We start from the raw sequence: 13,501 nt of genomic DNA on the forward strand, positions 1-13,501 counted from the left end.
CGTGTGTTTCCTATCGGAAACAGTGTTGATATGACAATAATTAATTTACTCTTGATCGATGTAATGGAATTCACACTCGCCCGACCAAAACGCGCTGGCTATATTGAGGCTAGGCTTTTCTTGCCAATGGAACCAATTTGATGACTTTAGATCTCCCTCCGATCGATATCGCAAAATATGTCGCCGCAAAACGGGCGGCGGATATGGTGGAAGATGGTATGAAGGTTGGTCTGGGTACAGGATCAACTGCTGCCTGGCTGGTGCGCTGTCTGGCAGAGCGTGTGCAGGAGGGATTGGCCATCAAAGGTGTGCCAACCTCACAGCGCACGGCGCGTCTGGCACAGGAAGCGGGGATTGAGCTGATCACCTTGGAGGAGGCCCGCTGGCTGGATATAACCATTGACGGCGCTGATGAATTTGATGGGGAACTGAACCTGATCAAAGGCGGCGGCGGTGCGCATCTGCAGGAAAAGATTGTGGCGACGGCTTCTGATCTGATGGTGGTGATCGCTGATGTGGGCAAGGCGGTTGATGCGTTGGGCGCTTTCCCCCTGCCGGTAGAGGTTTTACAATTTGGCTGGCGCACCACGCAGATGTTGATCGAAGAGATGTTGGTTTCTACGGATGTTTTGGGCCGCAGCGCCAGCTTGCGGATGGGTGGACAGACACCCTTTGTGACGGATGAAGGCAATTACGTGCTGGATTTGCATTTGCATCGTATTGGTCATGCGCGACAGCTGACACTGATGCTGAACCAGATCCCGGGTGTTGTCGAAAATGGCTTGTTCATTGATATCTGTGATCGTGTGGTAATCGGCCATGGGGATGGTCGCGTGGTTGTGCGCGATATCAATTTGGGTACCGAAGAGGTGAGCCATATGGAGAGTGAGGCCGAAGACAATCTCTTTCGGGATCTGTAACGCAATGTAAGAGATCCTCTGTTTTATATCCTGTGTGCACACGCTGGAGATGAGGTTGTGCGCTTTACTTGCCTTTTTGATACAGAACTGCGGCAAACCCGCTCAATTTAACGATTATACTTCGAGTTTGGGTTGAAAATGCCCGTTAAACGACCACTTGGGCGTATGGCATTTGGGTTCCGCTTGTGGGATACCAATCGAAAGATATCTGAAGGGGCGACTTCCATGAGCTTTGATTACGATCTATTTGTCATTGGCGGCGGATCCGGTGGTGTGCGCGCGGCACGTGTTGCAGCGCAGGGCGGCGCAAAAGTCGCCTTAGCCGAAGAAGACCGCTATGGCGGCACCTGTGTGATCCGGGGCTGTGTACCGAAAAAACTGATGGTTTTTGCCTCAGAATACTCTGGAATGGTAGAAGATGGCCGCGCCTACGGCTGGGATCTGTCCAATGGCGGTTTTAACTGGGACACATTCAAGGGCAAGCTGCACGCGGAACTGGACCGTTTGGAAGGCGTTTATCGCAACATTCTGAAAAACAACGCAGTTGAAACCTTTGATCAACGTGCCAAACTGGCGGATGCGCATACGGTTGAACTGGCGGACGGTACGAAAAAAACTGCAAAGCACATCCTGATCGCAACTGGCGGTTGGCCGATGGTGCCAGACTTTCCCGGATCTGATCTTGCGATCACATCAAACGAGATCTTCCATCTTGAAACCCTGCCGGAAAGCATTCTGATCGTAGGCGGCGGCTATATCGCGTCTGAATTTGCGGGTATCATGAACGGCCTTGGGGTGAAAACCACGCAGTTCTACCGAGGAGAGCAGATCCTGCGCGGCTTTGATGAAGAAGCGCGCAATATCGTGGCCGCAGGCATGGGGGAAGCCGGTGTTGACCTGCAATTGAACACCAATGTGGTGTCAATGGTCAAAGAAGGTGACAAGATCCGTGTCACCGACACAAACGGCAAAGAAACCCTGTTTGATCAGGTTATGTATGCCACCGGTCGTGTGCCCAATGCGAAAAACCTCGGACTTGAAGAGCTGTGCATTGAACAGGCGCGCAATGGTGCCATTCAAGTGGATGCCTATAGCCAGACGGCTGTGCCCTCAGTCTATGCGATCGGGGATGTGACGGACCGCGTAAACCTGACGCCTGTCGCGATCCGCGAAGGCATGGCGTTTGTGGAAACCGTGTTTAACGGCAACCCAACAAGCCCGGACCATGATCTGATCCCAACCGCGATCTTTACCCAGCCTGAAATGGGGACTGTTGGCCTGTCAGAAGAGGCAGCGCGCGCACAGGAAGAGATCGAGGTTTATTCAGCCTCGTTCAAGCCAATGCAGCAGTCCTTTGCAGGACGCGCACAAAAAGTGCTGATGAAGCTGATTGTGTCGAAGGCAAACCGCAAAGTCTTGGGCTGTCATATCGTCGCACCAGGTGCTGGTGAAATGATCCAGCTGGCAGGTATTGCCGTGAAGATGGGGGCAACCAAAGAAGATTTTGATCGTACCGTGGCTGTGCACCCAACCATGTCAGAAGAACTGGTTACGATGAAGACGCCAACGCGTTAAAACGGTCGTGTTAAGATTGGTGCGTTAAACTTGATTTTTTACGCATAGCGAACACATCAAAGAGATTGCTGCGCCTTTGCGCAGCCCCAAAAGGGATAGGAGACAAATGGCGGGCAATAATGGTGGCCCCTGGGGGGGCGGAGGCTCTTCTGGCGGTGGCGGAAACCGGGGTAATAATGGCGGCGGCGACGGTGGTCGTGGTCCCGAAGATCCCCAGATCCCCGAAATCGATGAACTGGTGAAAAAAGGCCAGGAGCAACTGCGCGTCTTGATGGGCGGTCGCGGTGGTGGCAATGGCGGCGGCAAAGGTACCGGTGGTGGCGCAGGCGGCGGCGCGCCCATGTTCACCAAAGGTGTTCTGGGTCTTGGCGCAGTTGCAGCTGTGGTTCTTTGGGGTGTTGCAAGCTTTTACACAGTCAAACCCGAAGAACAGTCAGTTGAGCTGTTTTTGGGGGAATATTACGCGACTGGTAATCCAGGTCTAAACTTTGCGCCTTGGCCGGTTGTCACCCGTGAAATCATGCCAGTGACCCGGGAACAGACCGAAGATATCGGAACGGGTGCACGCGGTGGTGATGCGGGGCTGATGCTCACCGGAGATGAGAATATCGTAGACATTGATTTTCAGGTGGTCTGGAATATCAATGACGCGGCAAAGTTCCTGTTTAATCTGCGCGACGCACGTCCAACCATCCGTGCGGTGTCTGAATCAGCGATGCGTGAAATCATCGCGCAGTCTGAACTTGCTCCGATCCTGAACCGGGACCGTGGTGCGATTTCACAGCGTCTGGAAGAGCTCATTCAATCCACGTTGGATAGCTATGATTCCGGTGTGAACATCGTGCGCGTCAACTTTGACAAAGCAGACCCACCATTGCCGGTGATTGATGCCTTCCGCGATGTCCAGGCTGCGGAACAAGAGCGCGACCGTCTGCAGAACGTAGCGGATGCCTACGCCAACCGTGTTCTGGCGGAAGCGCGTGGTGAAGCTGCACAGCTGCTGGAAGAAGCCGAAGGCTACCGTGCACGCGTTGTGAACGAAGCCGAAGGTGAGGCAAGCCGTTTTGCAGCCGTTCTGGCCGAATATGAAAAAGCGCCAGAAGTGACACGCAAGCGTCTTTATCTGGAAACCATGGAAGAAGTTCTGGGCCGCGTGGACAAGATCATTCTGGACGAACAAAACGGCCAAGGACAAGGCATCGTGCCTTACCTGCCTCTGAACGAACTCCGTAGATCCGGGGGAGACAACTGATGAACAAGAGCAATTTTCTGATTGTTGCCCTCGTTGTGATTCTGGGCGCGGTGTTGTCTTCGGTGTTTATCGTTGATGAACGTGAAAAGGTTCTGGTGCTGCGCTTTGGTGCGGTAAAAAGCGTGAAGGATGAGCCCGGACTGGCGTTTAAGCTGCCATGGCCTGATACGGTTGTGCGTTACGATGACCGTATTCTTAGCCTTGATGTAGAACCGCTTGAGGTGACACCTCTGGACGATCGTCGTCTGGTGGTCGATGCCTTTGCACGCTACCGTATTTCCGATGTGGAACAGTTCCGCGAAGCAACCGGTGCTGGTGGCGAACAAGCAATTGCTGTTGCAAGCCGCCGTTTGGATTCCATCCTGCGTTCGCAAACGCGCGAAGTTCTTGGATCTGTGTCGTCAAACGATATCCTGAGTTCTGACCGGGCCGCTCTGATGCTGCGCATCCGCAATGGTGCGATCCAGAATGCACGTGCCGTTGGCCTTGAGGTGATTGACGTGCGTTTGAAACGCACCGACCTGCCGACTGACAACCTTGGCGCAACTTTCGAACGGATGCGGGCTGAACGTGAACGTGAAGCAACCGACGAACGGGCCCGTGGTAACGAGGCCGCACAACGTGTGCGCGCGCAAGCAGATCGTACCGTGGTTGAGCTAACTTCCGAGGCACGTCGTGAAGCCGAAGTGGTTCGCGGTGAAGCAGATGCGGAACGCAATGCGATCTTTGCGGAATCCTATGGCCGTGATGTGGAATTCTTTGAATTCTACCGTTCGTTGAACGCCTATCGCTCTGCGCTTCAAGCGGGGAATTCTTCGATGGTTCTGTCCCCGGATTCGGACTTCTTCAATTATCTGAAGTCTTCTGGCGGTATTTCGGCTCAGTAAGAGACTGATTTTTAGGTGCTTTTACCCAGAAAAGGGCCTGCAGATTTGCGGGCCCTTTTGCGTTCTTCAGACCGGAAAAGAACGATATGTTTGGGAAAATATATTTCAATCATTTTCACGTCGTTTTGAAAGCGTGCAACAGTCATTGCAGGATGCGCGCAAGTCACTACATTAAATCAGAGGTCTGCGCCAGGATCGGCACTGCTAGAACACGCAAGGCGAGATAAGGTGTTGGGACCAAAAATAATTCACGTGATGACGAGGAGTAGATCCGTGCGTTCACAGGCAATTGCAAAGCAGCTCTCAGATGGCCGTGCCCTTCAGTGGCGCGTGCTTTGGGGCATGATGCTGACCACCCTTTTTGTGCTTGCGCAGGCGTTGACCGCGCAGGCGCGCCCAGAAAGCTTGGCCCCCCTCGCGGAGCAGGTCAGCCCCTCAGTGGTGAATATCACCACAACCACAGTGGTCGAAGGGCGCGCAGGCCCGCAAGGGATCGTGCCCGAAGGTTCACCGCTGGAAGATCTGTTCCGTGACTTTCAAAACCGGGGCGATAATGGCCCACGCCCCCGCCGTTCGTCCGCGCTGGGATCGGGATTTGTCATCTCAGAGGACGGTTTTATCGTCACCAACAATCACGTGATTGAAGGTGCAGATGAGATCGAAATCGAATTCTTCCCCGGCGAAGGTCAGCCCAAAGAGCTGTTGCCCGCTAAGGTGATCGGTACCGATCAGAATACCGATCTTGCGCTGTTAAAGGTCGAGGCGCCATCACCACTGAAATTTGTAACCTTTGGCGACAGTGATACGGCACGGGTTGGTGACTGGGTGATTGCGATGGGCAACCCTCTTGGTCAGGGGTTTTCGGTATCGGCTGGGATTGTTTCAGCCCGCAATCGTGAACTGCAGGGCAATTATGATGACTTTATCCAGACTGATGCAGCGATCAACCGGGGCAACTCTGGTGGGCCTTTGTTCAACATGGATGGCGAAGTGGTTGGCGTAAATACCGCAATCCTGTCACCGAACGGTGGCTCCATTGGAATTGGCTTTTCCATGGCCTCAAATGTAGCCAGCAAGGTCGTTGCACAGCTGAAAGAGTTCGGTGAAACCCGTCGTGGCTGGCTGGGTGTTCGCATTCAGAACCTTGACGAAGATGTTGCAGACGCGATGGGCCTTGATACCGCGCGCGGCGCTTTGGTGACGGATGTGCCAGAAGGCCCAGCTGCAGAAGCCGGCCTGTTGTCGGGCGACGTGATCCTGTCATTTGACGGTGTCGAAGTCGAAGATACACGCGGTCTGGTGCGTCAGGTTGGAAATACGGATGTTGGAAAAACTGTTCGTGTTCTGGTCTTCCGCGATGGCAAAACAGAGACCCTGCGTGTGACACTGGGACGTCGTGAAGATGCGGAACGCACCTCTGATTCCGAAGAAGTACCTGCGCCTGAAGGCGAAGATGAAACAACCGAAAAAGAACTTTTAGGCCTGACCGTTGGGGTGCTGACAGACGAGATCCGCACTGAACTTAACGTTCCAGAAGGCACAGATGGTCTGGTGATTCTGGCGGTGGATGAAGCATCTGAAGCTTGGGAAAAAGGCCTGCGTGCTGGGGATGTGATTACCGAAGCGGGACAGGAAAAGATTGCTGATATTGCATCACTTGAATCGCGGATTGATGCGGTGCGTGATGCAGGGCGCAAATCGCTGCTTCTGCTTATTCGCCGCAATGGTGAGCCGCGCTTCGTTGCGCTGAACCTCAGCGAATAATCGTATATCTCTTTAAGAAATGAAACGGGCCAGAGCATCTGCTCTGGCCCGTTTGCGTTTGTCGATGATCATCGTGTTTCTGGTGGGTGCCCCACCGCAGTTTGAAAATGGCGCGGGATTTCTCTGGTGATCTGATACCACTGTGACTGTTGCGTGCGTAATTGATGGGCGTCAAACGCGGTTTGATCCTTGAATATTTCAAAGACCCGAAGGCGGCCTGAGACGGCATTATCTTCGCTGACTTCAAATGTCAGGCAACCACGTTCGGCACGTGTGAGCGCAACATGCGTTGGCAGGGCAGCCATCACAGTGGCGTAAAGGGTTTCAGGAATATCGATATATCCAGTGAGAAAAATGCGGATGTCGGGGGCTGAGGTCATCTTTAGGCTCATCGATATCGGGTTATATCAGGTCAGGTTCGGCCAGTTCTTCAAGGCCGGGGCGATCAAGAATTTCGATACCACCGCGTGACACCTGCACAATTTCAATGCGTTTCCAGCCTGACAAGGTTTTTGAAACAGCTTCGCGCGTAGCTCCAATGTATTCGGCCAAATCAGATTGGGACAGCGCCAAACGCCCTTCGCGCCCTTCAGGGGAGAGATGCAGCAATTTGCGCGCCAGTCGCACAGGGAGTGGCAAGAACACTTGTTCGTTAAATTGCGTACTCATCCAGCGCATTCGTTGACCTGCCAAACGCAACAGATCTTCGGCAAGGTCGGGGTGGCTTTGCAGCTGTGCGATCACATCCCGGCGACGCAGGCGACGTAGAACCGAGGGGACAGTTGCATGGGCTGAAGCCGTGCGCACGCCCGGATCAAACAAAGCGATTTCTCCAAAAACAGCACCAGCCTGAATGCGGTCCAAATTGTGTTTGCGCCCCGATGCTGCGAGAATAGAGAGTTCCAGCTCCCCTTCCATCACCGCATAAAGTGATTCACCGGGATCACCCTGAGCAAAGAGGATTTCACCTGCCGCGATGCGAATCTCGGTCGCTTGGCTGTCGAGCATGTCACGCAGCCGTTCAGAGGCACCGGACAAGAACCCGGAAATTGGCAGTTGGGCCATGTTGTTTCTCCCTGGGCTGGTTGGACTACAGTTTGATCGTAACAAGCCCTAGTTTTCGTGCATTCTCTAAAGACAACTGGTCGCTGTCTAGCCCTAGTGTGTTTTGGTAGCGTCGAATGGCTGTCTGGGTGGGCCGATCTATTGTCCCGGTGATGCGGCTTGTAAAATGCCCCCGTGCGGCGAGGGCGCGTTGAAGTGTGGCGACTGTATCTGGAGACAATTGTGCCGGGCAGAGTGTTTGAAACCATGTCTCAGAGCGAGGGCGCAGGATTTCCTGTTGCGTTGAACTGCGCACAATCGCCGGCTTTGTGACGTTACCGTTTGCATCAAGTTCAGCAGGGCGGATGATTTCCTGACGTGTTACGGTTTCGACAATTGCAGGCGTGATTTCAGTGTCCCAACAGGTGCCTTCAGGTGCGCCGGGCGGGGTTTTGATGGCTGCGCCGCGTACCGCTTGTCCCGGTAAAACCGGGGCGAGTTCCGTACAGGCTGAGACAGCCATCGCAAGGAATGTAGTGAAAAAAATCGGGCGCGATCGGGAGGGCGGCATAGGACGTGTCTTTATTGGGCCTGTTTGTGGCGTATTGCATTGCACCCTAAACCGGATTTTGATGTAGGACCAAGGGACAAAGCAATTTCTCTAAGCTGTTGCGGTAAATCCAACAGGATAACAACAAAAACCTGCGTGGGCCTGATAAAATAGACTGGTCTGGCAAAGGTGCCTTGGATAGACAGTTTTTGAGTACCGAAAAAGGGAATGAGATATCATGGCAAAAATCACTTACATCGAGCACAACGGCACCGAACATATGGTGGATGTGGCCAATGGCTTGACCGTGATGGAAGGCGCACGTGACAACAATATTCCGGGCATCGAAGCGGACTGTGGTGGCGCTTGTGCTTGTTCTACGTGCCACGTCTATATCGCGCCGGAGTGGGTCGAAAAGATCCCTGCGAAAGATGATATGGAAGAAGACATGCTGGATTTCGCGTTTGAACCAGATCCTGCCCGCTCACGTCTGACCTGCCAGATCAAAGTGAGTGATGCGCTGGATGGTCTGATTGTTCACATGCCTGAAAAGCAGATCTGATGCGGACCGGAGCCAAAGCGCGGCGTCTGAGTGAGCGCTTGTGGCTCCGACCCGTTCGCCGCGCGCTGAAAGCTATGTACGTGTGGGCAGTGGTGTTCGTTTGTGGAGCGGGCAGTGGTTTGGCCGCAAACGAGGTGATTTCCGCAGAGTTTGCAGACCCCACACGCCGCTATGGCCATGCGGTTCTGGGCGATGATGTAGAATATAGCACACTGGTTTTGCGGTCACGAGGCGCAAGCTCAAGCCTCTTGAACCATGCGGTTGTCAAAGATGTTGTTGTACGCGTGAGATTGCCCCTCGATCATGTGTTTGAGGATCTCACGCCGCGCCTTGTGGATATTACAGGTGATGGTTCCCCCGAGGTGATGGTTGTTGAAACGGATGTGGCGCGGGGGGCGCAGCTTGCCATTTATGATGCAGATGGCGAAAAACTGGCTGAGACGCCGCATATTGGTCGCACACATCGCTGGCTGGCGCCCATAGGTGCTGCCGATCTTGATGGGGATGGACACATTGAGGTGGCTTATATTGATCGGCCACATCTCGCCAAAACACTTCGGGTCTGGCGCTACAAAGACGGGCAGCTGCAAGAGGTCGCAGAATTGCGGGGCTTGACCAATCATGCGATCGGGCAGGATTTTATCACCTCGGGCATTCGCGATTGCGGTGCTGGACCAGAACTTGTGACGGTTGATGCCGGGTGGACGCAGGTTATGGCGACGCGCTTGGTTGCAGGCGAACTGACAAGCGCTGGGATCACGCAATTTACAACGCAACAGGCTTTTGCGGACGTGTTGGCCTGCCACCACTAACCGTCCGACCCTGTTTTCGAAAGCCTGGCGAGAGAACGTTGAAGCGCCGCACCAAAGGTGCGGCGCTTGGCCCAACGGGCGCGGATCGCAGATCCTGACGCCGGGCGGGAGCGCTTGCGCTGTTAAAGTGCGCGCCAGCCGATGTCGCGGCGACAAAACCCCTCTGGCCAGATAATCTGATCAAGTGCTGCATAGGCGCGGTCGCGGGCTTCTTGCAGATCTGCGCCACGGGCTGTGACGTTCAAAACGCGCCCGCCTGTTGCCAGGATCTTGCCCTCTTCAGACTTGGTGCCTGCATGAAAGACCATGTTCGAACTGTCTTCCGTCAACCTATCTAGCCCTTTGATCTCGGTACCTTTTTCATAAGAACCGGGGTAACCATTGGCTGCCATAACAATTGTGATGGCGTGATCCTCAGCCCAGTTGACCTTGGCCTCTGCCAGACGGCCTTCAGCTGCGGCCTGCATCAGATCCAGAGCTTGTGCGCCAAGACGCATCATCAGGACCTGACATTCCGGATCTCCAAAGCGCACATTGTATTCCACCAGACGGGGCGCGCCATCTTTGATCATCAGACCCGCATAAAGAACACCCTGGTAGGGCATGCCACGATCTGCCATCGCTTTCATCGTGGGTTTCACGATTTCCTCCATGGCGCGGGCTTCAACCTCTGCCGACAGGACTGGTGCAGGAGAATAGGCGCCCATGCCGCCGGTGTTCAGACCGGTGTCCCCTTCGCCAACCCGTTTGTGATCCTGAGCGGTGCCGATTGAAAGCACGTCCTCGCCATCGACCAGAACAAACAAAGAGGCCTCTTCGCCGTCCATAAATTCTTCGATCACCACTTCAGCACCGGCACCGCCAAAGGCACCGCCAAACATATCATCAATGGCATCCAGCGCGGTTTGTTCGTTCATTGCAACGATCACACCTTTGCCAGCCGCGAGGCCGTCGGCCTTTACCACAATCGGGGCACCATTGGCGCGCACATGCGCTTTTGCGGCTTCGGCATCGGTGAAATGCCCATAGCCTGCGGTGGGGGCGTTCGCCGCATCGCAAATCTCTTTGGTGAAACTTTTGGAGGCTTCCAGTTTCGCAGCTGCTTTAGAGGGGCCAAAGACCAGAATACCTGCTTCGCGCAAACGATCCGCAACACCTTCAGCCAGCGGCGCCTCTGGGCCAACGATTACAAAATCAATCGCGTTTTCTTCGGCAAAACCAACAACTGCGCCACCATCATTGATGTCCAGCGTTGCACAATCTGCCAGCTGCGCAATGCCTGCATTGCCGGGGGCGACAATCAGCTTGTCACATTTTGGGTTCTGCTTCACTGCCCAGGCCAACGCATGTTCGCGTCCGCCGCTGCCGAGGATAAGGATGTTCACGCCGCTCTCCACTTGCTGTGCTTTGGCGGTGGTCTAGTGGCAAGTGACCGCTGAGGCAAGAGAAGGCTGCTTTGCCTTCACTGTTAGATGCGTCCGGGATTGGCCTTTGTAGGTCTGCGCGCTATAGCAAGGAAAAGACCTTGGACGGCTGTCTTCGGGCCGTCCTTTAACGCCAGTCCACCCTTTAACGAAAGAGCATTGCCCGTGGCTGATTTGTTTGATGAACCGCAAGCCGGACAAAACACGCCTGAATTCACAGTGTCGGAAATCTCAGGCGAGGTGAAGCGTACGCTGGAAGGCTCCTTTGGTCGGATCCGCGTCAAAGGTGAAGTGGGGCGCGTGTTCAAGGCGCGATCTGGCCATATCTACTATGATATCAAGGATGATCGCTCGGTTCTGGCCTGCACCACTTGGAAAGGGCAGATCGCCAATCTGTCTGTGGTGCCCGAAGAAGGGCTGGAGGTTGTGGTCACAGGGCGGCTTACAGCGTTTGGCGGTCAATCGAAATACAATATGAACGTGGATGAAGTTGCCGTCGCGGGACAGGGCGCGCTGATGGCCCTGCTGGAAAAACGTAAAAAGCAATTGGCCGCGGAAGGCTTGTTTGAGGACAGCCGCAAAAAACCATTGCCCTATCTGCCGCGTTTCATCGGTGTTGTGACTTCTCCCTCTGGGGCAGTGATCCGCGATATTCTGCACCGCTTGCGGGACCGGTTTCCCCGCAAGGTGCTGGTTTGGCCGGTGGCGGTGCAAGGGCAAAACTGTGCCAGCGAAGTTGCCCATGCCATTCGCGGATTTAATCAGTTCACACCGGGAGGGGCGTTGCCGCGCCCGGACCTGATCATCGTCGCGCGGGGTGGTGGATCAATCGAGGACCTTTGGGGCTTTAACGAGGAAATTGTTGCTCGGGCTGCTGCCGAAAGCGAGATCCCGTTGATTTCTGCGGTGGGGCACGAAACGGATACAACGCTGATTGATTTCGTCTCTGACCGCCGCGCGCCAACGCCAACGGCGGCAGCAGAACTGGCGGTGCCTGTACGATTAGAACTGGCAGCTTGGATCAATGATCAAGGGGCGCGTGCAGTGCGGGCTGCGGGACAAGCGGTGCAGCTACGGCGTCAGCGCCTGAATGACCTATCGCGGGCAATGCCGCGTGCGGAACGTTTGCTGGAAAGCCCGCGCCAGCGTTTGGATCAGGTTGCAGACCGTTTGCCCAATGCGCTGATTGCAGGTGTGCAACGCCGCCGGGTGAGCTTGTCGGAGCGTGGCGCCAGCCTGCGTCCTGCAACCCTGCAGCAATTGGTTGCACGACGTCAGGACGGGCTGCGCAATCTTTCGGCGCGGTTAACTCTGCGACCCATTGTGCAAGATGTTGCGCGCAAGGGCGAGGCTTTGCAGGCTTTAGCGCAGCGCTTGGACAAGGCGCAGACGGCACGGGTGGAACGGCAGAAACAGCTGCTTGAAGCGTCAGGACGACAGTTGGAGATCCTTAGCTACAAGGCGACCTTGGCGCGGGGCTATGCTGTTGTACGCAATGAATCCGGAGTGATCACAACGCGCGCGCAGGCAGAGGCTTCAGAGACCGCGTTGAACATCGAATTTAACGATGGTGTTTTGCCGCTTTCTGAAAAGTAAATTTTATAACATTAGGTTATGGCGTCCAGCCGAGGGTGCATCACCCGCCGCCACAAAGGCGGGTAAAGCGCGATGACTGCCATAACCGGCAGTGAATGGGGCAGCTGTGGCATCTCGGAGGTGAGATCCAGCGCAGGAAAGGACTTGCGTGGATTGATATGATGATCAGAGTGGCGCGGTGCGTTGAGCATCATCGCAGATGAATACCAGTGCGGAGCGTTCCAGGAGTGGGCAGGGCCAACCGGTTCATAGCGTTGATTGGCGCTCATTTTACGTGTTAGCCCATAGTGTTGCACGTAATCTGCAAGCAAAATCTGGGATTGTGCAAAGATTGCGATGAAAACCCAGATGAACACACCGTATGTCCCTGCGATGAAGGCGGCAGAGGTCAGCGTGATCGTGCTCCACATGAGGTAGGAATAATAGGGGTGCAGATGTTTGAGGCCGCTTTGTCCTGTACGCAGATGTTTTTCAGCCTGAAAACCCGCGCGAAATGAGCCAATCCAGGCGCGGGCAAAGAAGGCATAAAACCCTTCGTTAAATCGGGCTGAATTGGGATCTGCAGGCGTTGCTACATGTACATGATGCACCCTGAGATGGGCTGAAACGTGATGACCAATGAGCAACGTGCCGTAGATCATTCCCCCCAGCATGCGTTTGATCCGGCTTGATGCGTGAATAAGCTCATGCGCGTTGGGATGTGAAATCTGACCTGAAATCAAACCAATAGAGAGCATCAGCGGCATCGCCTCTGAGAGAGGAGCTTGTGCGATTAGAGACAGGCCAAGACCGATCAGGGCCAGATGAGCGTAGGCCAGCAGAACGGGAAGACTGCGCGCACCGGTTGTGCTCTGTGTCTGTTTGCGGCGCCCCAAATGGTCTAGGAGAAAAACACCAGCTGTGACCCAAAGGAGCGCAAGGCTGGGCCAGATGCCACCAATCCAACCCGCACAAAGTGCGGCAATCGGGGCCGAAAGGCTTGCCATATAAAACCAGTGCATCATGAGGCTCCTAAAGCGGGGTTTGGAGGGGTTTACAGCGCAAATATCATCACGACGAGACATTTATGTGGTGTTTTTTGGCGGCTGAGGGCGCTTGGCCTTTGCAACCGGTGA

Annotated in this window: 13 protein-coding genes; 8 read left to right on the plus strand and 5 right to left on the minus strand. The window is 54.8% G+C overall.

Annotation, left to right across the window (positions count from 1 at the left end; all coding sequences use genetic code 11):
* Positions 1–140: 140 nt before the first annotated feature.
* From rpiA to BLP79_RS03150, 5 genes are all read left to right on the plus strand, one after another.
* On the plus strand, positions 141–920 hold the full coding sequence (gene rpiA, locus BLP79_RS03130) for a ribose-5-phosphate isomerase RpiA (RefSeq protein ID WP_090216152.1): 780 nt from the start codon (positions 141–143) through the stop codon (positions 918–920).
* Between the two features lie 225 nt (positions 921–1,145).
* Positions 1,146–2,495 (plus strand): glutathione-disulfide reductase, encoded by a 1,350-nt coding sequence (gene gor, locus BLP79_RS03135; protein ID WP_090216155.1) that lies wholly within the window; start codon positions 1,146–1,148, stop codon positions 2,493–2,495.
* A 106-nt stretch (positions 2,496–2,601) separates the two neighbouring features.
* Positions 2,602–3,747, plus strand: a complete 1,146-nt coding sequence (gene hflK / locus BLP79_RS03140; RefSeq protein WP_090216157.1) for an FtsH protease activity modulator HflK — start codon at positions 2,602–2,604, stop codon at positions 3,745–3,747.
* Entirely contained in the window at positions 3,747–4,634 is an 888-nt protein-coding gene (gene hflC, locus BLP79_RS03145; RefSeq protein ID WP_090216160.1) for a protease modulator HflC, read from the plus strand. The genes hflK and hflC overlap by 1 nt, the downstream gene beginning before the upstream one ends.
* 255 nt (positions 4,635–4,889) lie before the next feature.
* Positions 4,890–6,398 carry a Do family serine endopeptidase gene (locus BLP79_RS03150; RefSeq protein ID WP_170830443.1) on the plus strand — a complete coding sequence of 503 codons (1,509 nt, stop codon included), beginning with the start codon at positions 4,890–4,892 and terminating at the stop codon, positions 6,396–6,398.
* 68 nt (positions 6,399–6,466) lie between these two features.
* Here BLP79_RS03150 and BLP79_RS03155 read toward each other — a convergent pair whose 3' ends face one another.
* The 3 genes from BLP79_RS03155 to BLP79_RS03165 are packed head-to-tail and all read right to left on the minus strand — an operon-like array spanning position 6,467 to position 8,013.
* Positions 6,467–6,778 (minus strand): putative quinol monooxygenase, encoded by a 312-nt coding sequence (locus BLP79_RS03155; RefSeq protein ID WP_090216906.1) that lies wholly within the window; start codon positions 6,776–6,778, stop codon positions 6,467–6,469.
* A 22-nt stretch (positions 6,779–6,800) separates the two neighbouring features.
* The gene (locus BLP79_RS03160) at positions 6,801–7,463 is read right to left on the minus strand and encodes a Crp/Fnr family transcriptional regulator (RefSeq protein WP_090216166.1); all 663 of its coding nucleotides are present in this window, start codon (positions 7,461–7,463) and stop codon (positions 6,801–6,803) included.
* A gap of 25 nt (positions 7,464–7,488) precedes the next feature.
* The gene (locus tag BLP79_RS03165; RefSeq protein ID WP_232716299.1) at positions 7,489–8,013 is read right to left on the minus strand and encodes a peptidoglycan-binding domain-containing protein; all 525 of its coding nucleotides are present in this window, start codon (positions 8,011–8,013) and stop codon (positions 7,489–7,491) included.
* Between the two features lie 217 nt (positions 8,014–8,230).
* On the opposite strand from BLP79_RS03165, the gene BLP79_RS03170 reads away from it, so the two are divergent.
* Both BLP79_RS03170 and BLP79_RS03175 read left to right on the plus strand, forming a co-directional pair.
* Positions 8,231–8,554, plus strand: a complete 324-nt coding sequence (locus tag BLP79_RS03170) for a 2Fe-2S iron-sulfur cluster-binding protein (protein ID WP_090216168.1) — start codon at positions 8,231–8,233, stop codon at positions 8,552–8,554.
* Complete coding sequence (locus BLP79_RS03175; protein WP_090216171.1) at positions 8,554–9,366, plus strand: FG-GAP repeat domain-containing protein; 813 nt, start codon at positions 8,554–8,556, stop codon at positions 9,364–9,366. Before BLP79_RS03170 ends, BLP79_RS03175 begins: the two co-directional genes overlap by 1 nt.
* A gap of 122 nt (positions 9,367–9,488) precedes the next feature.
* Here BLP79_RS03175 and purD read toward each other — a convergent pair whose 3' ends face one another.
* Complete coding sequence (purD, locus tag BLP79_RS03180; RefSeq protein ID WP_090216910.1) at positions 9,489–10,751, minus strand: phosphoribosylamine--glycine ligase; 1,263 nt, start codon at positions 10,749–10,751, stop codon at positions 9,489–9,491.
* Between the two features lie 204 nt (positions 10,752–10,955).
* Between purD and xseA the strand changes: the two genes are divergently transcribed.
* Positions 10,956–12,386, plus strand: coding sequence for an exodeoxyribonuclease VII large subunit (gene xseA, locus BLP79_RS03185; protein ID WP_090216173.1), 1,431 nt, complete (start codon positions 10,956–10,958; stop codon positions 12,384–12,386).
* Between the two features lie 11 nt (positions 12,387–12,397).
* Here the strand turns inward: xseA and BLP79_RS03190 are convergent, their stop codons facing one another.
* The gene (locus BLP79_RS03190; protein ID WP_232716297.1) at positions 12,398–13,390 is read right to left on the minus strand and encodes an alkane 1-monooxygenase; all 993 of its coding nucleotides are present in this window, start codon (positions 13,388–13,390) and stop codon (positions 12,398–12,400) included.
* Between the last annotated feature and the right edge of the window lie 111 nt (positions 13,391–13,501).

Origin of the sequence: Epibacterium ulvae, from assembly GCF_900102795.1 — a bacterium.
GTDB classification, from domain to species: domain Bacteria; phylum Pseudomonadota; class Alphaproteobacteria; order Rhodobacterales; family Rhodobacteraceae; genus Epibacterium; species Epibacterium ulvae.

What these genes read in the sequence shown, in the direction of transcription:
- BLP79_RS03175 (WP_090216171.1), top strand. Translation starts at nt 8,554, where the DNA reads ATGCGGACCGGAGCCAAAGCGCGGCGTCTGAGTGAGCGCTTGTGGCTC.
- BLP79_RS03150 (WP_170830443.1), top strand. Translation starts at nt 4,890, where the DNA reads ATGACGAGGAGTAGATCCGTGCGTTCACAGGCAATTGCAAAGCAGCTC.
- BLP79_RS03155 (WP_090216906.1), bottom strand. Translation starts at nt 6,778, where the DNA reads ATGACCTCAGCCCCCGACATCCGCATTTTTCTCACTGGATATATCGAT.
- hflK (WP_090216157.1), top strand. Translation starts at nt 2,602, where the DNA reads ATGGCGGGCAATAATGGTGGCCCCTGGGGGGGCGGAGGCTCTTCTGGC.
- BLP79_RS03160 (WP_090216166.1), bottom strand. Translation starts at nt 7,463, where the DNA reads ATGGCCCAACTGCCAATTTCCGGGTTCTTGTCCGGTGCCTCTGAACGG.
- hflC (WP_090216160.1), top strand. Translation starts at nt 3,747, where the DNA reads ATGAACAAGAGCAATTTTCTGATTGTTGCCCTCGTTGTGATTCTGGGC.
- BLP79_RS03190 (WP_232716297.1), bottom strand. Translation starts at nt 13,390, where the DNA reads ATGATGCACTGGTTTTATATGGCAAGCCTTTCGGCCCCGATTGCCGCA.
- BLP79_RS03170 (WP_090216168.1), top strand. Translation starts at nt 8,231, where the DNA reads ATGGCAAAAATCACTTACATCGAGCACAACGGCACCGAACATATGGTG.
- rpiA (WP_090216152.1), top strand. Translation starts at nt 141, where the DNA reads ATGACTTTAGATCTCCCTCCGATCGATATCGCAAAATATGTCGCCGCA.
- gor (WP_090216155.1), top strand. Translation starts at nt 1,146, where the DNA reads ATGAGCTTTGATTACGATCTATTTGTCATTGGCGGCGGATCCGGTGGT.
- BLP79_RS03165 (WP_232716299.1), bottom strand. Translation starts at nt 8,013, where the DNA reads ATGCCGCCCTCCCGATCGCGCCCGATTTTTTTCACTACATTCCTTGCG.